Source organism: Escherichia sp. MOD1-EC5495 (genome assembly GCF_002965965.1).
GTDB classification, from domain to species: domain Bacteria; phylum Pseudomonadota; class Gammaproteobacteria; order Enterobacterales; family Enterobacteriaceae; genus Escherichia; species Escherichia ruysiae.
The window spans coordinates 16907-37684 of the sequence record NZ_PTRI01000011.1 but is presented as its reverse complement, the minus strand read 5'-3'; the positions used below and the strand labels follow the sequence as shown (position 1 = coordinate 37684).

Genomic DNA, 20778 nt, shown 5'->3' with positions numbered 1-20778 from the left:
AAAATAATCTCTCTACAATACTTCAACTAAATTATGCAAACTCTGCGGGGGCGTTAACTTTGCCTAAATGAATTGCATCTAAGGCAATCATTTTTTCTTCATTAGTCGGAATAACGGCGCAAATTACGCGCGCATTTTCACTGGAAATAATTCGTTCACCGTAGGAATTAGATTGATTATTCATTTCCACATCAATCTCAACGCCTAATACGGCTAAATGTTCCATGACCAGACGACGAATTAAACTTGAGTTCTCCCCTATTCCACCGGTAAATATAATGCCATCCAGACGATGTAATGAGGCGGCATGTCCGGCAATATGACGGGCAATTCGATGAACAAAAGTTTTAATTGCCAGTTGTGCGCGTTCGTGACCTTCATGCCAGGCTTTTTCCAGAACGCGTAAATCTGAAGACAGACCGGAAATACCTAATAATCCCGACTCTTTATTCACTACGCGTTCCAGATCGCCCAGGCTCTGATTGGTTTGGCTGGCAACCCAGGACATCGCGCCGAAGTCGACATCACCACTGCGCGTCCCCATCATCAAGCCTTCCAGCGGCGTCATTCCCATTGAGGTATCTACGCTCTGACCGTTACGAACCGCGCAGATTGACGCGCCATTGCCAAGATGCGCCACAACCAGCCCGGAGTCATCTTCCACAAGGTTCAGCAGAGAATGCGCTCGCTGGGAAACATAGCGATGTGACGTGCCGTGGAAACCATAACGGCGCACACCTAACTCTTCATAATATTTCCACGGCAGGCCGTATAAATAAGCCTCTGGTGCCATCGTCTGGTGGAAACTGGTATCAAATACCGCCACCTGAGTTACGCCAGGAAATAATTGCTGCGCCGATTCAATGCCACTTAAATTGGCGTAATTATGCAGCGGAGCCAGTGGAGAAACGCGACGGATATTATCAATGACTTCATCGGTAATAATGGCGGACTCGGTAAAAATACTCCCGCCGTGGGCGATGCGGTGGCCAATTAAAGCCACACTGCCATTTAAATTTCGTTTTTCCAGTTCAAATGCGATTGCTTTCAATGCACCTTCGTAGCTGTGGTGAGCCAGCGGTGCTGGCTCTCCCCCATTTACGGATAAGAATGCATTTTCCGAGTTAATACCGTCGGCAATACCTGACATTAATACTTCACAGTCGCTGGCATCAAGCACGGAAAACTTAATCGAAGACGAACCACAGTTAATAACCAAAACAACCGGAAATTCATTCATCTCTTTTCTCATCCTGAGTTATGGATTAAAACAGTTTGTATACGATGTTCAGGATGGTCAGCAGACCAATCACGGTAACAAACACGTTATCCAGACGACCACGGTATTTCGCCAGAGACGGCGCTTTACGGATGGCGTACATCGGCAACAGGCACAGCAAGGATGCGATAATCGGCGCGCCCATGGCTTCAATCAGATCCAGGATGTTCGGGTTGGCGTAGGCAACAACCCAGGTTGAACCCATGATGAAGATCATGCTGATAGTGTTCAGTTTGCCCGCAGAAACTTTGGTTTTGTCGCCTTTATAACCAAACTTCAGAACCAGGCCGTTCAGACCTTCCAGCGTCCCCAGATAGTGACCGAAGAAAGATTTGAAGATAGCAACCAGCGCGATGATGGACGCCGCATATTCCAGAATAATAGCGAACGTCGTTTTGGTGCCGGTCATGGATGCAAAGTGGTTAGCCAGGTAAGAGAGCACCGGAATGTTCTGCGCTTTTGCTTCCGCCATGTTCGCCGGAGACAGCGTAAACAGGCAGCTGAAGGCAAAGAACATGACCACTGCAACCATCAGCATACTGGCGCGAGAGATGATTTGTGAACATTTCTGCTCAGTGAAGTCACGACCAAAGTCTTTCTCATACTCTTCACGCTTAGAAACCACGAAAGAAGAGACGATTGGCGAGAAGTTGAAGGAGAAGACCATGATAGAAATCCCCAGCCAGACGGTGATCAGGATACCGTCATGACCAGTTAACGACAGCGCGCCAAGGTCAACTTGATCGATAACCGCAGAGTTCCAGTAAGGGATCAGCGACAGAGAAATCAGCACCAGGCTGGCGATAAAAGGCCATACCAGGTAGCTCATCACTTTAACCATCAGATCCTTACCAAACCAGATGACGAACGCCATCAGCAGCAGCAGGAACAGCGCCACGAAGCCACGGTTCAGCGGCGCAAAGCCGAGCTGGTTTTCCCAGAAGGTCATAAAGGTGTTGGTGATGGTAACGCCATAAATCCACAACAGTGGGCAAATCGCGAAGAAATACAGGAAAGTGATGACCACACCGCCGGTTTTACCAAAGTGCTCTTCTACCGTTTCCGTAATGTTGCCGGAAGGGTTAGAGCCAGAGAGACACAGACGCGCCAGCGCCCGGTGGCAATAAAACGCAATCGGGTATGCCAATACCAACATCAGAAGAATCGGGATCAGTCCGCCAAAACCTGCGCGGATAGGGAAGAACAGCACCCCGGCGCCGATTGCCGTACCAAACAAGCCTAACGTCCATGTGGTATCTGATTTACGCCAGGACGATTGTTTTGTCTGGCTGGATACAATGCTATCTGAAGTACTCATATCCTATCCTCAACGAATTAATTAAGCGTCAACGAAACCGGTGATTTGAGAGACGCGGGAAAGATCGATATTACCGCCGGAAATAATACTGACGGTTTTTCTGTTTTGAATATATTGGTCTAATTTACCGCTTAATAATGCAGCACATGCCAGAGCGCCAGCGCCTTCGGTGATGACTTTATTACGCTGAATTAAGGCAACCATACTGTTTCTGATTTCGTCTTCGCTGACCAGCACGATGTCATCGACTAATTCACGAACGATTTCGTAAGTTAAATTACCCGGGCGGGCGACATCACAACCATCCGCCAGGGTGCCGGTAGTTCGGTGCGTGGTTATTTCTCCGGAGTGGAAAGAAGCCGCCATGCCGTGAACGTTTTCTGACTGCACACCAATAACACGAATGGTAGGGTTAATAGATTTAATTGCCACCGCAATACCGGCAATTAAACCGCCACCGCCAATTGGCACAATGACGTTATCGACATCATAAAGATCTTCCATAATTTCCAGCCCAATGGTCCCCTGACCGGCAATCACTTTCGGATCATCATAAGGTGGAATAAAGATGCGACCTTCCGTTTCGACAATTTCGCTCACTTTGGCGATGGTGTCGTTGAAGTTATCGCCGTGCAGTACCACTTCAGCAGAGTAGTCACACGTTGCTGCAACTTTGGATTTTGGCGCGCCTTTCGGCATTACAACTTTACCATCAATACCCAACATCGCACAGGAAAGCGAAACCCCTTGCGCGTGGTTCCCTGCTGAACAGGCCACTACACCTTTACGTTTCTCAGCATCAGTTAAGGAGCTTAATTTATTAAATGCGCCACGAATTTTAAATGAACCGGTACGCTGCATGTTTTCAAACTTAAGGAATATTTCACCTTTGCAACGTTCACTAAAATAGTTAGATCGAGGCATTCCTGTTTTATAAATTCGCCCAGCCAGACGTTGTTTTGCTTCAATAATGTCATCAATAGCAACCGGCAGATCGTATGTAATATGCATTATAAAACCTCTTAGCCTGAATTAAATATGTAGGTAACCGTAACCAGCACCTGCAAAAAGGCAGGTGGATTATTTATGTTTAAATAAAAAACAAATAACTAACAAGCTTCTATTAATTGCTTTCGTCTACACCCATTATAAGATGAATATTCTTTGGCTAATTCCACCAAAACCGATGCTGCTTTTTTAATACGATAATTTTTCGACCATACTGCGGCATATTGCGCTACCGGTAATGTTTCCTCAACCGGAATGGTAATAAATTGATTAGAACCAAAAGGTGAAGTCATATCGCAGGGAATCACGGTTAAGAAATCAGCATTGAGAACAAGATTATAAATTGTCACGACTGAGTCGGTTTTAACGATGTTTTCAATACTGATGCCATTCCTTTGTAACGTGGTGAGTAGTTCGCTGTAGTATCCCATATTCGTTTGCGGCAACACCCACTGTTCGTTCTTCAAAGACTCCAGCGTGGTGGTGCCGGTGGATGTTCGGGACTTACTGGCAACCAGCACAAACTCTGACTCGAACAGCGGCTCGACATGCAAATCCTGAAGCTTCATTTCTGCACTTAACGTACCTATCGCAAAATCCAGACGCCCGTCGCGGATAGCCGGTAAGAATGAGGACAATTGCGCTTCATACATTGAGACCTGCGCTTTCGGGAACACCTCTTTGAATTTGTTGATCATCCCGGACATAAAGGTAAAGCCAATCAGCGATGGAAAACCAAATGAGACCTCCACGACTGCATCAGAGGACATACCGCTAATCTCATTAACCATATTTTTCATTTCGCGGGTAATGGATTCGGAGCGTGAGAGCAACAATTGACCAGCTAGCGTCAGCGTTACACCGGTATTTTTCCGCACCACTAATTCCACGCCAAAATAATCTTCGATATCGTTAATGATTTTACTGACCGCTGGTTGAGTTAACCCTAATTCTTTTGCAGCCGAGCCAATAGAGCCACTTCTGATGACTTCCTGAAAGACTACCAAGTGTTGCGTTTTAGGAAGAAGAATAGTGCTCATAACAACCCGCGTTAATTACCTCATTGACGGTATGAAGTGTATCAAAATGCAATGAATAGGATATGTGCGACCACTCACAAATTAACTTTCAATAGTTTTCCAGGCATATCCTTAAAGGCATATAATCATTTAATATCAATTAGTTATATAAATAAAATCAACACAAAGGCTGACTTTTATCAAAAAAACAAGGGGGGATAACCATATTTTATGGCGATAACGGCGCACTTAATTTTTGTTATTAAAAAATGCTCTTAGACGATATTTCAAGCAATTATCGTGTATTTCGCAGACGAATTTTAAGTTAAATTTAATGAGCAAGTTATCAAATTTTATTATAAATAAATCATTTCCACAGATAAATAATGCGGTACGTCACATTTTTTTTCGCCATTTGTTGGAGATAGAACATTTATTTTATCAATATTTTAAAATTTCGAATACAGATATTGATCATCTCGAACAATTGATTAACGTCAATCATTGTCTCTTTTGCAGAACGTCATTTTGTGAATGCAATCGTTTTCCATGATTTATTGTCGCATTCCGGTTGCGGAACAGCATTTTGTGTTGAGGATCACAAAACTAATAATTGCAATTCGCAAGTAAGCTATCAGAAGAGAGCACAGGGTGGCTAAAAAGAGTGTTTATATTGAACCAACAGGCCGCTTTCTTTTGGGTATAGTGTCGTGGACAGTCATTCATCTTACCGCTCGCTCCAAAAGCAAAAACCCGCCAGTCTGCACTGGCGGGTTTTCGTTAAAATAGGTGAAACTGACCGATAAGCCGCTTTCTTTCGGGTATAGCGTCGTGGACAGTCATTCATCTTACCGCCTGCTCCAAAAGCAAAAACCCGCCAGTTTTGCACTGGCGGGTTTTCGTTAAAACAGGTGAAACTGACCGATAAGCCGCTTTCTTTCAGGTATAGCGTCGTGGACAGTCATTCATCTTACCGCTCGCTCCAAAAGCAAAAACCCGCCAGTCTGCACTGGCGGGTTTTCGTTAAAATAGGTGAAACTGACCGATAAGCCGGGTTCTGTCGTGGACAGTCATTCATCTAGGCCAGCAATCGCTCACTGGCTCAAGCAGCCTACCCGGGTTCAGTACGGGCCGTACCTTATGAACCCCTATTTGGCCTTGCTCCGGGTGGAGTTTACCGTGCCACGGACTGTTACCAGCCGCGCGGTGCGCTCTTACCGCACCCTTTCACCCTTACCTGATCCCACTTGCGTGAGCCATCGGCGGTTTGCTCTCTGTTGCACTGGTCGTGGGTTTCCCCCCCAGGCGTTACCTGGCACCCTGCCCTATGGAGCCCGGACTTTCCTCCCCTCCGCCCGTCTCCCCCGAAGAGGACGACGACGAAGCGGCGACTGTCTGGTCAGCTTCGGCGCGCAGTATAGAGGGTTTGCGCGCCCTTGTCACCCCGCGTCGCGCATTCCAATCGCCAGCGTCGCGGCGATATTGCGCGAAGCACGGTAAATATTGTCATAAGCCCCGCTGAAAGCTTCATCCAGCGTAACAATACTGTTCAACACGCTGAATACGGCATCGATGCCATGCTGATGCACAACGCCGACATCCTTCGTCAGACTACCCGCAATACCAATTACCGGTTTATTGTATTTCTTCGCGACGTTCGCTACGCCAATCGGCACTTTGCCGTGAATGCTCTGGCTATCGATGCGACCTTCTCCGGTGATCACCAACGAGCAATCATGAATATGTTCTTCCAGATTGAGCGCCGTCGTCACAATTTCAATGCCGCTCTTTAGCTCTGCTCCAAGAAACGCCATTAGCGCCGCTCCCATACCGCCTGCAGCCCCTGCACCTGGAACGTTTTTCACATCAACATGCAGCGATTTTTTGATGACATCAGCATAGTGAGAGAGATTCTTGTCCAGCTCGATAACCGTGGCTTCATTAGCCCCTTTTTGCGGGCCAAAGATACGCGAAGCACCGTTATCGCCCACCAGCGGATTAGTGACATCGCAGGCGACGCGAATAGCGCAATCTTTTAAACGCGGATCGAGGCCGGAAATATCAATATCATTCAGGGTATTAAGACTGCCGCCGCCAAAACCGATTTCATTACCGTTGACATCGCTTAACTTCGCCCCCAGCGCCTGCATCATCCCCGCGCCGCCGTCGTTGGTGGCACTGCCACCGATGCCAATAATAATGCTGGTCGCGCCACTCTCCAACGCCTGTAAAATTAACTCCCCCGTGCCGCGAGAAGTCGTCACCAACGGATCACGCTTTTCCGACGGTACTAACGCCAGCCCACTGGCCGCCGCCATTTCAATAAACGCGGTTTTACCATCGCCAGAGATCCCCCAACTGGCATTCACCTTTTCGCCCAGTGGCCCTGTAACCCAGGCGTGACGTTCGAAACCCTGGGTGGCTGCAATCATCGCTTCCACCGTTCCTTCGCCGCCATCAGCAACCGGAACCGAAACGTACTGTGCATCAGGAAAAATTTCCCGAAATCCTTTTTCTATCGCCTGCGCAACCTCGCTGGCAGATAAACTTTCTTTATAAGAGTCTGGGGCGATTACGATTTTCATACCTGTGCCTGTTACCACATGACGCCGGAGGGCGTTTCTCTTATTCGGCCTGGATTCCAGACCCGGATTGCAATACGCCATCCGGGCGCGACGCCATTAACGAGTAACTTCGACTTTTGCCAGTTTTTCGTAGTAGCACGCCAGGGCGCTATGATCCGCCGTTCCCAAACCATCGGCACGCAGTGCCTGCATCATCTCCATAACCGCAGCAGTTAGCGGCAATTGCGCACCAACGCCGTGAGAGGTATCCAGCGCATTCGCCAGATCTTTAATATGCAGATCAATACGGAAGCCTGGCTTGAAGTTTCTGTCCATGACCATCGGCGCTTTAGCATCAAGAACGGTACTGCCAGCCAGCCCACCGCGAATTGCCTGATAAACCAGCTCCGGGTTTACGCCCGCTTTGGTTGCCAGCGTTAACGCTTCTGACATCGCGGCAATATTCAGCGCCACAATGACCTGATTTGCCAGTTTAGTGACGTTACCTGCACCGATCTCCCCGGTATGCACCACGGAACCCGCCATCGCTTTCATCAAATCATAGTATTTGTCGAAAATAACCTTGTCACCGCCCACCATCACAGACAGCGTACCGTCGATGGCTTTCGGTTCACCGCCGCTCACCGGGGCGTCCAGCATATCAATACCTTTCGCTTTCAGTGCTTCGCTGATTTCACGGCTTGCCAGCGGAGCGATTGAACTCATATCGATCAATACCGTACCTGGCTTCGCGCCTTCAATGATGCCATTTTCACCCAGCGCCACTTCTTTCACATGAGGGGAGTTTGGCAGCATGGTTATGATGACGTCGCACTGTTCAGCGACAGCTTTAGCCGTAGACGCTGTTTCTGCGCCTGCGGCAATCACTTCAGCAATGGCTTCAGGGTTACGGTCAGCAACCACCAGCGAGTAACCTGCTTTCAGGAGGTTTTTACTCATTGGTTTACCCATAATACCCAGGCCAATAAAACCAACTTTCATAGTCATATCAATCATCTCTCTTGTTGCGGTGGTGGTTATTTTTTAAAGGTATCTGCCAATTTCTGCGTGGCGGAACGGAATACGCCGAGATCGCTGCCGACGGCCACAAACGTAGCGCCCCATTCCAGATAACGACGCGCATCGGCCTCGACAGGGGCAAGGATGCCGCAGGGTTTGCCGTTGGCTCTGGCGCGATTAAAAATATGTTGAATCGCTTTTTGCACATCCGGATGTGACGCATTGCCGAGATGACCTAATGCCGCCGCCAGATCGCTGGGGCCAACGAAGATACCGTCAACGCCTTCAGTTGCGGCGATAGCATCAACGTTATCAACGCCTTGCTGGCTTTCGATTTGCACCAGAATGGTGATGTTCTTATTCGACTGAGCGAAGTAATCCACCACGGTGCCAAACATATTGGCGCGGTGAGAAACAGAAACGCCGCGAATACCTTCTGGTGGATAACGGGTAGATGCCACCGCCTGCACTGCTTCTTCTTTCGTTTCGACAAAGGGGATCAGGAAGTTATAAAAACCGATATCCAGCAGACGCTTAATAATTACCGGTTCGTTGGTCGGTACACGCACCACTGGCGCGCTGACGCTCCCCTTCAGAGCCATCAACTGAGGAATGAACGTGGAGATATCGTTTGGCGCATGTTCGCCATCCAGCACCAGCCAGTCAAAGCCAGCTAAACCAAGAACTTCAGTGCTAATTGGGTTAGAAAGTGCTGACCAGCAGCCAATCTGTACCTGTTTCGCTGCCAACGCGGCTTTGAACTTATTTGGGAAAATATCGTTATTCATCGCTTATACCTTTGCTTATTTCTGCAATTCCATACGTTTAATGTCGCCAGTCAGGCTTCCCGGTGCAGTATTGAAAGAGGGCAATCTCTTCGATGACAATAAAAATAGGCAGTAAGATTAAAAAGGCACATGCGTTCCTTATTCAGCAATCCCACTAATTATGTTTATATTCCGTCGATAGCAAAAAGGTCAGTGCTATTTATTAAATATTCTCTTAACGAATATTGACCCTGTTCAATAATAAATCTGTTTTCGACAATGAGTATAATCAGACCAGAAATAATAGGCATTGTGCAAATGCTCATTATGATTGCCTGATATAAATATTATTTTGAGCATATGCCTATCACGCTGCGTGCCAATGCACATATTTACGCTTTGCCGGCCCCTGTCGCCCTGCTATCACGATAATTAGTGATGTTGATCACATACTGACTTTTCATCTCCTGACACTCTTATTCCATCTCACAGATGAAATTATTTCTGTCATCAGAATCACTCAACATAAATTTATTATTACCAGCGACCGGAGAAAACGGGATAATGGCCAACATCGAAATCAGGCAAGAAACGCCGACTGCGTTTTATATAAAAGTTCACGACACAGATAATGTGGCAATTATTGTTAATGATAATGGCCTGAAAGCAGGAACACGTTTCCCGGACGGACTGGAATTAATTGAACATATACCCCAGGGGCATAAAGTCGCATTAGTTGATATCCCTGCGAATAGCGAAATTATTCGTTACGGTGAAGTGATTGGTTATGCCGTGCGCGCAATCCCACGCGGAAGTTGGATCGACGAATCAATGGTCGTACTGCCGGAAGCGCCGCCGTTACACACGCTGCCACTGGCAACTAAAGTGCCGGCCCCCTTACCGCCGCTTGAAGGTTATACCTTTGAAGGCTATCGCAATGCCGATGGCAGCGTGGGTACCAAAAACCTGCTCGGCATCACCACCAGCGTGCATTGTGTGGCAGGTGTTGTCGATTATGTGGTGAAAATTATTGAACGCGACCTGCTGCCGAAATACCCGAACGTCGATGGTGTGGTGGGGCTGAATCACCTGTACGGTTGTGGCGTGGCGATTAACGCTCCGGCGGCGGTGGTACCTATTCGTACCATTCACAACATTTCGCTGAACCCAAACTTTGGCGGCGAGGTGATGGTGATCGGTCTGGGTTGCGAGAAATTGCAGCCTGAGCGCCTGCTGATCGGCACGGATGATGTACAAAGTATTCCGCTGGAGAACGCCAGTATTGTCAGCTTGCAGGATGAAAAGCATGTCGGTTTTCAGTCAATGGTCGAGGATATTTTGCAGGTTGCCGAGCACCACCTGCACAAATTAAATCAACGGCAGCGAGAAACCTGTCCGGCTTCAGAACTGGTTGTCGGTATGCAGTGCGGCGGCAGCGATGCGTTTTCTGGTGTAACGGCAAACCCGGCAGTGGGCTATGCATCTGATCTACTGGTGCGCTGCGGCGCAACGGTGATGTTCTCAGAAGTAACGGAAGTGCGTGACGCGATCCATCTGCTGACACCGCGCGCTATTAATGAAGAGGTCGGCAAGCGCCTGCTGGATGAGATGGAGTGGTACGACAACTATCTTGATATGGGAAAAACCGACCGCAGCGCCAACCCTTCGCCGGGCAACAAGAAAGGCGGTCTGGCAAACGTGGTGGAAAAGGCACTCGGCTCCATTGCCAAATCAGGTAAAAGCGCGATTGTTGAAGTGCTGTCACCCGGACAGCGCCCGACCAAACGCGGATTAATTTACGCCGCGACGCCAGCCAGCGATTTCGTCTGTGGCACCCAACAGGTGGCTTCAGGGATTACCGTGCAAGTATTTACCACCGGTCGCGGCACACCATACGGTCTGATGGCAGTGCCGGTCATTAAAATGGCAACCCGCACCGAACTGGCGAACCGCTGGTTTGATTTGATGGATATTAATGCGGGCACTATCGCCACCGGCGAAGAGACCATTGAAGAGGTGGGCTGGAAGCTGTTCCACTTTATTCTTGACGTCGCCAGCGGGAAGAAGAAAACCTTCTCGGATCAATGGGGACTGCATAACCAACTGGCAGTATTTAACCCGGCACCGGTGACCTGATAATTCAATTCATATTATGCCCGATAGCACACGTTTATCGGGCATATTGAGTCACAGCGAAGACGCGTGATCCCCGACCAGAATCACTTCAACCCCAGCCTTTCGCAGTCCTTCCAGACTATCCGCAGGAATGCCTTCATCAACAATGATCATGTCGATACGTTGAGTATCAATGATCTTATGTAAACTGGAACGATTGAACTTACTGGAATCGGTGACCACGATAATCCGTTCCGCAACTTCGCACATCCGGCGGTTTAAACGAGCTTCATCTTCATTATGCGTACTGACGCCGCGCTCCAGATCGATAGCATCTACGCCGAGAAACAGCATATCGTGCAGCCGCTGGGGTTACGTGAAGACCAGCTCATCAGCTTTCGCTCCGAAGAGATAAACGAGAGAGAGTGCGAGCGGGTAACGAATCTGATTGCGCGCAAAGGCGGTCTCGATTTGTGCGTTCTCGGACTAGGGAAAAACGGTCATCTTGGGCTGAACGAACCGGGAGAAAGCCTGCAACCGGCCTGCCATATCAGCCAACTTGATGCGAAAACCCAGCAGCATGAGATGTTAAAAACCGCTGGTCGTCCCGTGACTCACGGGATCACCTTAGGCTTGAAGGATATTCTCAATGCCCGCGAAGTTTTGTTACTGGTGACTGGCGAAGGAAAGCAGGATGCGACAGAACGTTTTCTCACGGCTAAAGTCTCCACCACTATCCCGGCGTCGTTTTTATGGCTGCATAACCATTTCACATGCGTAATTGATGAGATGTGTCGTCGTTAACTCGCCAGGAACAGGCGTTGCAGCTCTTATTCCTGCTGCAACGCCTGTAATTACTCCCCTTGCTGCTCCAGCGCATACTTATACAGCGCATTTTTCTTCACGCCGTGAATTTCTGCTGCCAGCGCCGCCGCTTTTTTCAGCGGCAGTTCTGCCTGTAACAGCGCCAGCGTGCGCAGCGCATCGGCAGGCAAGTCCTCTTCCTGCGCTTTATGTCCTTCGACAATCAGTACCATCTCACCTTTGCGGCGGTTTTCATCTTCTTTTACCCACGCCAACAGCTCACCAACGGGCGCGCCGTGAATAGTTTCCCAGGTTTTGGTCAGTTCTCGCGCCAGCACCACGTAGCGGGACTCACCCAGCACCGCGACGATATCTTCCAGGCTATCTAACAGACGGTGGGTTGATTCATAAAAAATCAGCGTGCGCGGTTCCGCTTCAATCGCTTTTAGCGCATCACGGCGGCCTTTCGATTTAGCGGGCAGAAAGCCTTCATAACAAAAACGGTCGGATGGTAAACCAGCGGCACTTAATGCAGTAATGGCAGCACACGGTCCCGGTAGCGGCACCACGCGAATCCCCGCTTCACGGCAGGTACGCACCAGATGGTAACCAGGGTCGTTAATCAGCGGCGTTCCGGCATCAGAAACCAGCGCAATGTTTTGTCCCTCTTGCAGCTTCGCCAGCAGCGTTTCGGCTTTCTGTTGTTCGTTATGGTCGTGCAGGGCGAACAGTCGGGCGTTTATCCCAAAATGTTGCAGCAGTAAACCGGTATGACGCGTATCCTCGGCGGCAATCAGATCAACGGCCTGTAATACCTCCAGCGCACGCTGGGTGATATCCGCCAGATTGCCGATTGGCGTCGGTACAATGTAGAGCTGACCTTGAGAATTATCCGCCGATTGGTGTTGTTTCATTGTGTCGTCCGTATTGCCGATTTAATATTGAGAATTGCGTAAAAAAAATATCACTGGATACATTATGGTACCCTCAACATTTTCTCGTTTGAAAGCCGCGCGTTGTCTGCCTGTTGTTCTGGCAGCCCTGATTTTCGCCGGTTGTGGCACCCATACCCCCGATCAGTCCACTGCCTATATGCAGGGCACGGCGCAGGCCGATTCTGCCTTTTATCTTCAGCAGATGCAGCAAAGCTCTGATGATACCAGGATCAACTGGCAATTACTCACCATTCGTGCACTGGTGAAAGAAGGTAAAACCGGGCAGGCGGTTGAACTGTTTAACCAGCTGCCGCAAGAACTGAACGATATCCAGCGTCGTGAAAAATCTCTGCTGGCGGTAGAGATTAAGCTGACACAAAAAGATTTTGCTGGCGCGCAGACCTTGCTGGCTAAAATTACTCCGGCAGATTTAGAGCAAAACCAGCAGGCGCGTTACTGGCAGGCAAAAATCGATGCCAGTCAGGGACGTCCTTCCATTGATTTATTGCGCGCATTAATTGCTCAGGAACCGTTACTCGGTGCGCAAGAAAAACAGCAGAATATCGATGCCACCTGGCAGGCGCTCTCCGCCATGACCCAGCAGCAGGCGAATACGCTGGTGATCAACGCCGACGAAAACATCCTGCAAGGCTGGCTGGATCTGCAACGCGTCTGGTTTGATAACCGCAATGACCCCGAGATGATGAAAGCCGGGATCGCTGACTGGCAGAAACGTTATCCGAATAATCCGGGTGCGAAAATGCTGCCAACGCAATTGGTAAACGTAAAAGCGTTTAAACCAGCGTCAACCAACAAAATCGCCCTGCTGTTACCGTTGAATGGTCAGGCCGCAGTGTTTGGTCGCACTATTCAGCAAGGCTTTGAAGCGGCGAAAAATATCGGCACCCAGCCAGTAGCGGCTCAGGTAGCAGCCGCGCCTGCCGCTGACGTAGCAGAACACCCCCAGCCGCAAACCGTAGACGGCGTTGCCAGCCCGGCACAAGCGTCTGTTAGCGATCTGACAGGTGAAGAAACCGCCGCACAGCCGGTGCCTGTAAGCGCCCCTCCGGCAAGCACCGCAGCGGTAAGCTCTCCGGCGAATCCATCCGCAGAACTGAAAATCTACGATACCTCATCACAACCACTTAGCCAGATCCTCAACCAGGTTCAGCAGGATGGCGCGAGTATTGTAGTCGGTCCACTGCTAAAAAATAACGTTGAGGAGTTGCTCAAGAGCAACACCCCGCTGAACGTGCTGGCACTCAATCAGCCGGAAAATATCGAAAACCGCGCCAATATCTGTTACTTCGCGCTATCGCCAGAAGATGAAGCGCGCGATGCAGCGCGTCATATTCGTGACCAGGGTAAACAAGCACCGCTGGTACTGATTCCACGCAGTTCGTTGGGCGATCGCGTAGCCAATGCGTTTGCGCAAGAGTGGCAGAAACTCGGCGGCGGCACCGTTTTGCAACAAAAATTTGGTTCCACCAGCGAATTACACGCGGGTGTTAACGGCCGTGCAGGTATCGCTTTAACAGGTAGCCCGATTACACCCAGAGCGACAACCGACTCCGGCATGACGACCAACAATCCAACCCTGCAAACCACGCCGACCGGAGACCAGTTCACCGATAATGGCGGCCGTGTCGATGCGGTGTACATTGTGGCAACGCCAGCCGAAATCGCCTTCATCAAACCGATGATCGCCATGCGTAACGGCAGTCACAGCGGTGCAACGTTGTACGCCAGCTCCCGCAGCGCAGGAGGCTCTGCTGGTCCGGATTTCCGACTGGAGATGGAAGGCTTGCAGTACAGCGAAATCCCGATGCTGGCAGGCGGTAATCTGCCGTTAATGCAGCAGGCGCTCAGTGCGGTAAATAATGATTATTCGCTGGCGCGCATGTATGCGATGGGCGTCGATGCCTGGTCACTGGCGAATCATTTCTCGCAAATGCGCCAGGTTCAGGGTTTTGAAATCAACGGTAATACCGGAAGTCTGACGGCTAACCCGGATTGCGTGATTAACAGGAAGTTATCATGGCTACAGTACCAACAAGGTCAGGTAGTCCCCGCCAGTTAACCACTAAACAGACCGGCGATGCGTGGGAGGCACAAGCGCGTCGCTGGCTGGAAGGCAAAGGACTGCGCTTTGTCGCCGCTAACGTGAACGAGCGTGGCGGCGAGATTGATCTGATAATGCATGAAGGCCAGACCACCGTTTTTGTTGAGGTGCGCTACCGCCGCTCTGCCCTATATGGTGGCGCAGCAGCCAGTGTGACCCGCAGCAAACAACACAAATTATTACAGACTGCCCGCTTGTGGCTCGCACGTCATAATGGGAGTTTTGATACTGTGGATTGCCGGTTCGATGTGATAGCCTTCACCGGGAATGAGGTTGAGTGGATTAAGGACGCCTTTAATGACCACTCATAATTAAGGTTTAAGGATTAGCGTGCAAGAAAGAATCAAAGCTTGCTTCACTGAAAGCATTCAAACTCAAATTGCAGCGGCAGAGGCGCTTCCGGATGCCATCTCCCGTGCAGCCATGACGCTGGTTCAGTCTCTGCTCAATGGCAACAAAATCCTCTGTTGTGGTAATGGAACCTCCGCTGCCAATGCACAGCATTTTGCTGCCAGCATGATCAACCGTTTCGAGACGGAGCGGCCCAGCCTACCTGCCATTGCACTAAATACCGATAATGTTGTCTTAACGGCGATTGCCAACGATCGCTTACATGATGAAGTGTATGCAAAACAGGTGCGGGCGCTGGGACATGCGGGAGATGTGTTGTTAGCTATTTCTACTCGTGGCAATAGCCGCGATATCGTAAAAGCTGTTGAAGCCGCCGTTACGCGTGATATGACCATTGTGGCATTAACCGGCTATGACGGCGGTGAACTTGCAGGTTTGTTAGGGCCACAGGACGTGGAGATCCGCATTCCCTCGCATCGTAGTGCTCGCATTCAGGAAATGCATATGCTGACGGTAAATTGCCTGTGCGATCTGATCGATAACACGCTTTTCCCTCACCAGGATGATTAAGGAGAATACATGAAGGCATTATCGCCAATCGCAGTCCTTATTTCCGCGCTGCTGTTGCAAGGTTGTGTTGCTGCTGCCGTAGTAGGTACTGCCGCTGTGGGTACTAAAGCGGCGACCGACCCCCGCAGTGTCGGCACCCAGGTGGACGATGGTACTCTGGAAGTGCGCGTGAACAGCGCATTGTCAAAAGACGAACAGATTAAGAAAGAAGCGCGCATTAATGTAACGGCCTATCAGGGCAAAGTGCTGCTGGTTGGGCAGTCACCAAACGCTGAACTTTCGGCTCGCGCCAAACAGATTGCTATGGGCGTAGACGGTGCCAACGAAGTGTATAACGAGATTCGTCAGGGTCAGCCGATTGGTCTGGGCGAAGCGTCTAACGATACGTGGATCACCACCAAAGTGCGTTCGCAACTGTTAACCAGCGACCTGGTGAAATCGTCCAACGTGAAAGTGACCACCGAAAACGGCGAAGTGTTCCTGATGGGGCTGGTGACTGAACGTGAAGCAAAAGCGGCGGCAGATATTGCCAGCCGGGTGAGCGGCGTGAAGCGGGTGACCACGGCGTTTACGTTTATTAAATAACTGTCCCTTGTAATGCCTGATGCGACGCTTGCCGCGTCTTATCAGGCCGACAACGACACAAACCGTAGGTCGGATAAGGCGTTTACGCCGCATCCGACATGTTTCAGGCCAACAGCGCCAGACTACCGACAATCACGCCTGACACCGCCACCATCGCTCCGGTCAGCCATAATGCTTTTGCCGGAAATGCTTTACGCAACATAATCAGTGACGGCAAACTCACCGCCGGGAGCGTCATCAACAATGCCAGCGCCGGAGCGGTTCCCATACCTGCCAGCATCATCGTTTGTACAATCGGAATTTCTGCTGCCGTGGGAATGACAAACAAGCATCCCGCTACCGCCATCGCAATCACCCACATCAGGCTGTTATCGACAGCACCATCGGCATGGGGGAATAACCAGACGCGAGCGGCACCCAACGCCAGCACCGCCAGGATATAAACCGGGATCGTACTCCAGAACAGAGTCCACAGCGCCCTTCCCCAGCGGGTAAAAAATCCGCCCTGCGCTTCCGGCATGTCAATTTCAACTGGAGCATGGGTTTGCGGTGTCTCATGCACCCATTTTTGCACCAGCGTCGCAATCAGCAACACCATCACCAGCCCCGCCACCAGACGAATCGCCGCAAAACCCCAGCCGAGGACAAACCCCATAAACACCAGCGTCGCCGGGTTTAACAACGGATTCCCCATCCAGAATGCCAGCGCACCGCCCATCGACACTTGCTGGCGACGCATTCCCGCCGCGACCGGTGCCGCACAGCAGGTACACATCATACCTGGTAGCGAAAACAGCGTTCCCAGCAGCGTGCCGCGAAAGCGCGATTGCCCAAGCGTACGCAGCAACCAGTCACGCGGGATCAGCACCTGAATCAACGAACCGAGGATCACCCCCAGCACCGCCGCTTTCCATACCGCGAGGAAATAGATCATCGCGTAATCCAACGCCGCCTGCCACGGATTAGCATCCGCCTGCGCAAGGATAGATTTACCGATACTGTGGGTTTCGGCAGCAGTAAACGCTTTGCCGTAGTAGGGTTGCCATTTCACATACCAGAGACCAGCAATGACAACGAGAAAGAAAAGCGCGGGTTTCCACCACTGAATGGGCGTTGCCGCCTGAGATGAAGACTGACCAGTCATAGCATTCCCCAGGAATAAGTTATGATAATTGAGCGCGTGAATATTACGCTCACTATCAATCCTTGGGAATAATTATTCAGCTCTTTTGCGTAGTTCTGAAGAGCTTAAAATAGTCACCCCTTCATGTTCAGGCCGCATGGCTTCAGCCAGCATGACCCGCGCCACATCCCGTGCATCAATGGATTTCCAGTTGCCAGGCAGCAAACGAAACAGCGGCGCAAAAAGCGTTTCGTTCATCCTCTGCTTGCTACGATCGCCCAGCAACATCGACGGACGCGCAATGGTCAGTTTCGGCCAGTTCTGGGCGATTAACGCTTCTTCCATCTCCCCTTTGACGCGGTTATAGAAAAACGGCGAATGCGCGTTTGCGCCCATCGCACTGACCACTAGCATATGCTGTGCACCCAGCCGCCGTCCGGTTAACGCGGTGTCCACGACCAGCGTGTAATCGGCATGAATAAATGCCTCTTTGCTACCCGCTTCCCGCCGCGTGGTGCCGAGACAACAAAACACAATGTCGATGGGATCGGTAACCTGCGCCAGCGCGTCGGTCAGTTGTGGATCATGGGGATTGAACACGCCTGGCATATCGCCCAACGGGCGTCGCGTCGGCGCGACTATGGCGTTTACTTTCGGTTCGTTAATCAACATCCGCAGCAGGTGACCGCCCACCAGCCCCGTTGCGCCTGTAATCAGTACCTGACTCATCTTCGCTCCTTTACAGAATTGTCCGCCTTGCACTCCCCGGTACATGCACCAGGCTTAATAGTCTACGAGGTAATTATCCCCGATTGTGGGAAATTCGCCTCATCCAATGCAACAACGCGGAGGAAGCATGAGTAAAAAGATTGCTGTTTTAATCACTGATGAATTTGAGGATTCAGAATTTACTTCACCCGCAGACGCATTTCGTAAAGCCGGGCACGAAGTTGTCACTATTGAAAAGCAAGCGGGTAAAACGGTGAAAGGGAAAAAAGAGGAAGCCAGCGTCACCATTGATAAATCCATCGATGAAGTGACGCCAGCAGAGTTTGATGCCCTGCTGCTTCCAGGTGGCCATTCACCAGATTATCTGCGTGGTGATAATCGTTTTGTCACCTTCACACGAGATTTTGTGAATAGCGGTAAACCGGTCTTCGCTATCTGCCACGGCCCGCAACTGCTGATTAGCGCCGATGTTATTCGCGGTCGTAAGCTGACCGCCGTTAAACCGATCATTATTGATGTTAAAAACGCAGGAGCGGAATTTTACGATCAGGAAGTGGTGGTCGATAAAGATCAGCTGGTTACCAGCCGAACGCCAGACGATCTGCCAGCATTTAACCGCGAGGCGTTACGCCTGCTCGGTGCCTGAGCCGCGTAGCCAGACCAGTTTTTTACCAAAGCCCAGCGTGTTGTCGGTGAATTTGATTTCATCGAGCCGGATTTCCCAAACCGGTGCCGACATCATTCTGGCAACCGGAAAGCGACGATTATACGCCTTGCGCGCAAGGTCGCTTTCCTCACCTTCCAGCCTGCGGATCTCGCCTTTAAACTGTACGCCACGGATTAACGCCACCGTTTTCGGCTGACCGTTTACCGTACCGGCAACCGGAGCCTGCGACCCGCTCATCTGTGCATGACGCGTTTTATCTTCCGTGAGAATGTAAAGAGCAACCTTTTGCGAATCAAAGAGATAAAAGGCATTGGCGCACCATAGTTCCCCTTCCTGCTGCACACACCAGGTGACAACATGTTGTTTTGCCAGCCAATGGCTAATAGCGGTGAGTGTTTCCATTTTTGTTCTCTTTTATACTGGTGGCCTGACCTTAACATGTGACACAAACGATGACACCCTGGTATCTCTATTTGATTCGTACCGCCGATAATAAGCTTTACACCGGGATCACCACGGATGTCGAACGCCGCTATCAGCAGCACCAGAGCGGCAAAGGCGCGAAAGCACTGCGTGGGAAAGGAGAACTAACGCTGGCGTTTTCCGCGCCAGTAGGCGACCGTTCGCTGGCACTACGGGCGGAATATCGCGTTAAGCAGTTAACCAAACGGCAAAAAGAGCGTCTGGTAGCGGAAGGCGTAGGGTTTGCAGAGTTATTAAGGAGTCTGCAAACCCCGGAGATTAAAAGCGATTGAAATGCTCGTGGTACTCAACCAGACCAGTTACGCCATTCAGCGCGTCATCCGCTAAACGATGTACCTGGAAGGCGCTTTCAGTGCCCGGCCAGCGACAACGCAGATCGTGATGCGCAGCCAGCTCAAAGCCGAAACGACTGTACAGCGCCGGATCGCCCAGCGTCACCACTGCGGCATAGCCAAACTCATTAAGCGAATCTAGTCCTTCATAGACCAGTTGGCGTGCCAGCCCCTGTCCACGGTATTTTTCATCAACCGCCAGCGGCGCCATGCCAACCCATTGCAGGTCTTCGCCCTGCACATCAACCGGACTAAATGCCACATAGCCAATGACCTGACCTTCGTCATCTGTCGCCACCAGCCCCAGCGTCAGAAAGCCATCTTCACGCAGATCGTGAACCAGCTTCGCTTCCGCATCGCTTTCGAATGAACGACGCAGCAGGGCATCAATACCCGGCGCATCAATGGGAATTTCTACTCGAATTAGCATGGTTCACCTACCGATGTCTGTTTGGTTTCAGGCGTGGTTTTCATTCCCGCCTCAACAAAATCCGCCAGTTGCAGCAGCATCATGCGTAAGGCTTTCGGCATTTGCTCCAGCTCAATGGCGTCCATCAGGTTTTTCACATACAGCCCCAGCTCCGTATCGCCTTCAATCACCAGCCGACGCTGGAAAAAAAGCGTATCCGGATCTTGTTTACGCGCCGCAATCATCAGCAGATCGCTGGCGTCGGCACTAAAACTCACATCAGCTTGCGCGTTCTGGCTGACCACCAGTTTGCCATTCACCACCGAGGTAAACCACTGCAGATCAATATCACGCACATGAATACTTAACCAGCGACCTTCAAGGAACTCCAGCTCGCCGTCGTCCAGCGCCTGGCGAAATTGCCAGCTTAAGACCTGCTCAAGAACCTGGCGTTTTAGCGCAAATGGCGTCAGTTTTACCGGTACACTCAACAGAGATGGCCCCAAATGCACAATACGGGAACGCAGTTTATCCAACACGAGTTTTACTCCCTGTTTCAACAATCGTCCTATTTTGCC

General features: G+C 50.6%; 21 protein-coding genes, 1 other RNA gene and 2 pseudogenes. 9 read left to right on the top strand and 15 right to left on the bottom strand.

Annotated features, from left to right (window positions below):
- Window positions 1-31: 31 nt before the first annotated feature.
- The 4 genes from tdcD to tdcA form a co-directional block, all read right to left on the bottom strand.
- Complete coding sequence (gene tdcD / locus BEG40_RS10635; protein ID WP_010352086.1) at window positions 32-1240, bottom strand: propionate kinase; 1209 nt, start codon at window positions 1238-1240, stop codon at window positions 32-34.
- A 25-nt stretch (window positions 1241-1265) separates the two neighbouring features.
- Window positions 1266-2597 (bottom strand): threonine/serine transporter TdcC, encoded by a 1332-nt coding sequence (gene tdcC / locus BEG40_RS10630; protein WP_000107716.1) that lies wholly within the window; start codon window positions 2595-2597, stop codon window positions 1266-1268.
- A gap of 21 nt (window positions 2598-2618) precedes the next feature.
- Complete coding sequence (gene tdcB, locus BEG40_RS10625; protein ID WP_000548355.1) at window positions 2619-3608, bottom strand: bifunctional threonine ammonia-lyase/L-serine ammonia-lyase TdcB; 990 nt, start codon at window positions 3606-3608, stop codon at window positions 2619-2621.
- Window positions 3609-3706: 98 nt separating this feature from the next.
- On the bottom strand, window positions 3707-4645 hold the full coding sequence (gene tdcA / locus BEG40_RS10620) for a transcriptional regulator TdcA (RefSeq protein WP_105285382.1): 939 nt from the start codon (window positions 4643-4645) through the stop codon (window positions 3707-3709).
- A gap of 313 nt (window positions 4646-4958) precedes the next feature.
- Between tdcA and tdcR the strand changes: the two genes are divergently transcribed.
- The gene (gene tdcR / locus BEG40_RS10615; RefSeq protein WP_032159882.1) at window positions 4959-5177 is read left to right on the top strand and encodes a transcriptional activator TdcR; all 219 of its coding nucleotides are present in this window, start codon (window positions 4959-4961) and stop codon (window positions 5175-5177) included.
- A 477-nt stretch (window positions 5178-5654) separates the two neighbouring features.
- Here tdcR and rnpB read toward each other — a convergent pair.
- From rnpB to garL, 4 genes are all read right to left on the bottom strand, one after another.
- Window positions 5655-6031, bottom strand: an RNA gene (gene rnpB / locus BEG40_RS10610) — RNase P RNA component class A.
- Window positions 6032-6063: 32 nt separating this feature from the next.
- Window positions 6064-7209: a glycerate 2-kinase gene (garK, locus tag BEG40_RS10605; protein WP_105285381.1), complete on the bottom strand. Its 1146-nt coding sequence runs from the start codon at window positions 7207-7209 to the stop codon at window positions 6064-6066.
- A gap of 96 nt (window positions 7210-7305) precedes the next feature.
- Window positions 7306-8196, bottom strand: coding sequence for a 2-hydroxy-3-oxopropionate reductase (gene garR, locus BEG40_RS10600; protein ID WP_016159730.1), 891 nt, complete (start codon window positions 8194-8196; stop codon window positions 7306-7308).
- Window positions 8197-8225: 29 nt separating this feature from the next.
- The gene (garL, locus tag BEG40_RS10595) at window positions 8226-8996 is read right to left on the bottom strand and encodes a 2-dehydro-3-deoxyglucarate aldolase (RefSeq protein ID WP_001058059.1); all 771 of its coding nucleotides are present in this window, start codon (window positions 8994-8996) and stop codon (window positions 8226-8228) included.
- A 543-nt stretch (window positions 8997-9539) separates the two neighbouring features.
- Between garL and garD the strand changes: the two genes are divergently transcribed.
- Window positions 9540-11111, top strand: a complete 1572-nt coding sequence (garD, locus tag BEG40_RS10590; RefSeq protein ID WP_105285380.1) for a galactarate dehydratase — start codon at window positions 9540-9542, stop codon at window positions 11109-11111.
- 51 nt (window positions 11112-11162) lie between these two features.
- Here garD and agaR read toward each other — a convergent pair.
- Window positions 11163-11447 (bottom strand): annotated as a pseudogene (gene agaR, locus BEG40_RS10585) (aga operon transcriptional regulator AgaR); the annotation flags it as partial.
- On the opposite strand from agaR, the pseudogene BEG40_RS10580 reads away from it, so the two are divergent.
- Window positions 11436-11894 (top strand): annotated as a pseudogene (locus tag BEG40_RS10580) (galactosamine-6-phosphate isomerase); the annotation flags it as partial. The pseudogenes agaR and BEG40_RS10580 sit on opposite strands and share 12 nt — an antisense overlap.
- Window positions 11895-11944: 50 nt before the next feature.
- On the opposite strand, the gene rsmI reads toward BEG40_RS10580, so the two are convergent.
- Window positions 11945-12808, bottom strand: a complete 864-nt coding sequence (gene rsmI, locus BEG40_RS10575; protein WP_000809263.1) for a 16S rRNA (cytidine(1402)-2'-O)-methyltransferase — start codon at window positions 12806-12808, stop codon at window positions 11945-11947.
- A gap of 64 nt (window positions 12809-12872) precedes the next feature.
- Between rsmI and lpoA the strand changes: the two genes are divergently transcribed.
- Genes lpoA through dolP form a run of 4 tightly spaced genes read left to right on the top strand, consistent with a single transcriptional unit; the run spans window position 12873 to window position 16457 of the window.
- A complete protein-coding gene (gene lpoA / locus BEG40_RS10570) occupies window positions 12873-14909 on the top strand; it encodes a penicillin-binding protein activator LpoA (RefSeq protein WP_105285378.1) in 2037 nt (678 codons plus the stop codon).
- Window positions 14867-15262: a YraN family protein gene (locus tag BEG40_RS10565; protein ID WP_000246838.1), complete on the top strand. Its 396-nt coding sequence runs from the start codon at window positions 14867-14869 to the stop codon at window positions 15260-15262. The genes lpoA and BEG40_RS10565 overlap by 43 nt, the downstream gene beginning before the upstream one ends.
- Before the next feature lie 19 nt (window positions 15263-15281).
- Entirely contained in the window at window positions 15282-15872 is a 591-nt protein-coding gene (diaA, locus tag BEG40_RS10560) for a DnaA initiator-associating protein DiaA (protein ID WP_001158034.1), read from the top strand.
- A gap of 9 nt (window positions 15873-15881) precedes the next feature.
- Window positions 15882-16457: a division/outer membrane stress-associated lipid-binding lipoprotein gene (dolP, locus tag BEG40_RS10555; RefSeq protein WP_000646033.1), complete on the top strand. Its 576-nt coding sequence runs from the start codon at window positions 15882-15884 to the stop codon at window positions 16455-16457.
- Window positions 16458-16560: 103 nt separating this feature from the next.
- Here dolP and BEG40_RS10550 read toward each other — a convergent pair whose 3' ends face one another.
- Both BEG40_RS10550 and BEG40_RS10545 read right to left on the bottom strand, forming a co-directional pair.
- A complete protein-coding gene (locus BEG40_RS10550) occupies window positions 16561-17601 on the bottom strand; it encodes a permease (protein ID WP_105285377.1) in 1041 nt (346 codons plus the stop codon).
- Between the two features lie 72 nt (window positions 17602-17673).
- The gene (locus tag BEG40_RS10545; RefSeq protein WP_001385509.1) at window positions 17674-18309 is read right to left on the bottom strand and encodes an NAD(P)H-binding protein; all 636 of its coding nucleotides are present in this window, start codon (window positions 18307-18309) and stop codon (window positions 17674-17676) included.
- A gap of 127 nt (window positions 18310-18436) precedes the next feature.
- Here BEG40_RS10545 and yhbO point away from each other — a divergent pair, with 127 nt between their 5' ends.
- The gene (yhbO, locus tag BEG40_RS10540; RefSeq protein WP_105285376.1) at window positions 18437-18955 is read left to right on the top strand and encodes a protein/nucleic acid deglycase; all 519 of its coding nucleotides are present in this window, start codon (window positions 18437-18439) and stop codon (window positions 18953-18955) included.
- Here the strand turns inward: yhbO and BEG40_RS10535 are convergent.
- A complete protein-coding gene (locus BEG40_RS10535; protein ID WP_105285375.1) occupies window positions 18935-19378 on the bottom strand; it encodes a YhbP family protein in 444 nt (147 codons plus the stop codon). The two genes, yhbO and BEG40_RS10535, sit on opposite strands and share 21 nt — an antisense overlap.
- Before the next feature lie 50 nt (window positions 19379-19428).
- Here BEG40_RS10535 and yhbQ point away from each other — a divergent pair, with 50 nt between their 5' ends.
- Complete coding sequence (gene yhbQ, locus BEG40_RS10530) at window positions 19429-19731, top strand: DNA damage response exodeoxyribonuclease YhbQ (protein ID WP_010350072.1); 303 nt, start codon at window positions 19429-19431, stop codon at window positions 19729-19731.
- Here yhbQ and BEG40_RS10525 read toward each other — a convergent pair.
- On the bottom strand, window positions 19718-20221 hold the full coding sequence (locus BEG40_RS10525) for a GNAT family N-acetyltransferase (protein ID WP_000908554.1): 504 nt from the start codon (window positions 20219-20221) through the stop codon (window positions 19718-19720). The two genes, yhbQ and BEG40_RS10525, sit on opposite strands and share 14 nt — an antisense overlap.
- Window positions 20215-20739: a ubiquinone anaerobic biosynthesis accessory factor UbiT gene (gene ubiT, locus BEG40_RS10520; RefSeq protein WP_001517154.1), complete on the bottom strand. Its 525-nt coding sequence runs from the start codon at window positions 20737-20739 to the stop codon at window positions 20215-20217. Before ubiT ends, BEG40_RS10525 begins: the two co-directional genes overlap by 7 nt.
- Window positions 20740-20778 lie beyond the last annotated feature (39 nt).

What these genes read in the sequence shown, in the direction of transcription:
- rsmI (WP_000809263.1), bottom strand. Translation starts at nt 12,808, where the DNA reads ATGAAACAACACCAATCGGCGGATAATTCTCAAGGTCAGCTCTACATT.
- tdcD (WP_010352086.1), bottom strand. Translation starts at nt 1,240, where the DNA reads ATGAATGAATTTCCGGTTGTTTTGGTTATTAACTGTGGTTCGTCTTCG.
- tdcB (WP_000548355.1), bottom strand. Translation starts at nt 3,608, where the DNA reads ATGCATATTACATACGATCTGCCGGTTGCTATTGATGACATTATTGAA.
- BEG40_RS10525 (WP_000908554.1), bottom strand. Translation starts at nt 20,221, where the DNA reads ATGCTAATTCGAGTAGAAATTCCCATTGATGCGCCGGGTATTGATGCC.
- yhbQ (WP_010350072.1), top strand. Translation starts at nt 19,429, where the DNA reads ATGACACCCTGGTATCTCTATTTGATTCGTACCGCCGATAATAAGCTT.
- tdcC (WP_000107716.1), bottom strand. Translation starts at nt 2,597, where the DNA reads ATGAGTACTTCAGATAGCATTGTATCCAGCCAGACAAAACAATCGTCC.
- garK (WP_105285381.1), bottom strand. Translation starts at nt 7,209, where the DNA reads ATGAAAATCGTAATCGCCCCAGACTCTTATAAAGAAAGTTTATCTGCC.
- BEG40_RS10535 (WP_105285375.1), bottom strand. Translation starts at nt 19,378, where the DNA reads ATGGAAACACTCACCGCTATTAGCCATTGGCTGGCAAAACAACATGTT.
- BEG40_RS10545 (WP_001385509.1), bottom strand. Translation starts at nt 18,309, where the DNA reads ATGAGTCAGGTACTGATTACAGGCGCAACGGGGCTGGTGGGCGGTCAC.
- BEG40_RS10565 (WP_000246838.1), top strand. Translation starts at nt 14,867, where the DNA reads ATGGCTACAGTACCAACAAGGTCAGGTAGTCCCCGCCAGTTAACCACT.
- tdcA (WP_105285382.1), bottom strand. Translation starts at nt 4,645, where the DNA reads ATGAGCACTATTCTTCTTCCTAAAACGCAACACTTGGTAGTCTTTCAG.
- garR (WP_016159730.1), bottom strand. Translation starts at nt 8,196, where the DNA reads ATGACTATGAAAGTTGGTTTTATTGGCCTGGGTATTATGGGTAAACCA.
- BEG40_RS10550 (WP_105285377.1), bottom strand. Translation starts at nt 17,601, where the DNA reads ATGACTGGTCAGTCTTCATCTCAGGCGGCAACGCCCATTCAGTGGTGG.
- yhbO (WP_105285376.1), top strand. Translation starts at nt 18,437, where the DNA reads ATGAGTAAAAAGATTGCTGTTTTAATCACTGATGAATTTGAGGATTCA.
- lpoA (WP_105285378.1), top strand. Translation starts at nt 12,873, where the DNA reads ATGGTACCCTCAACATTTTCTCGTTTGAAAGCCGCGCGTTGTCTGCCT.
- dolP (WP_000646033.1), top strand. Translation starts at nt 15,882, where the DNA reads ATGAAGGCATTATCGCCAATCGCAGTCCTTATTTCCGCGCTGCTGTTG.
- garL (WP_001058059.1), bottom strand. Translation starts at nt 8,996, where the DNA reads ATGAATAACGATATTTTCCCAAATAAGTTCAAAGCCGCGTTGGCAGCG.
- garD (WP_105285380.1), top strand. Translation starts at nt 9,540, where the DNA reads ATGGCCAACATCGAAATCAGGCAAGAAACGCCGACTGCGTTTTATATA.
- tdcR (WP_032159882.1), top strand. Translation starts at nt 4,959, where the DNA reads ATGAGCAAGTTATCAAATTTTATTATAAATAAATCATTTCCACAGATA.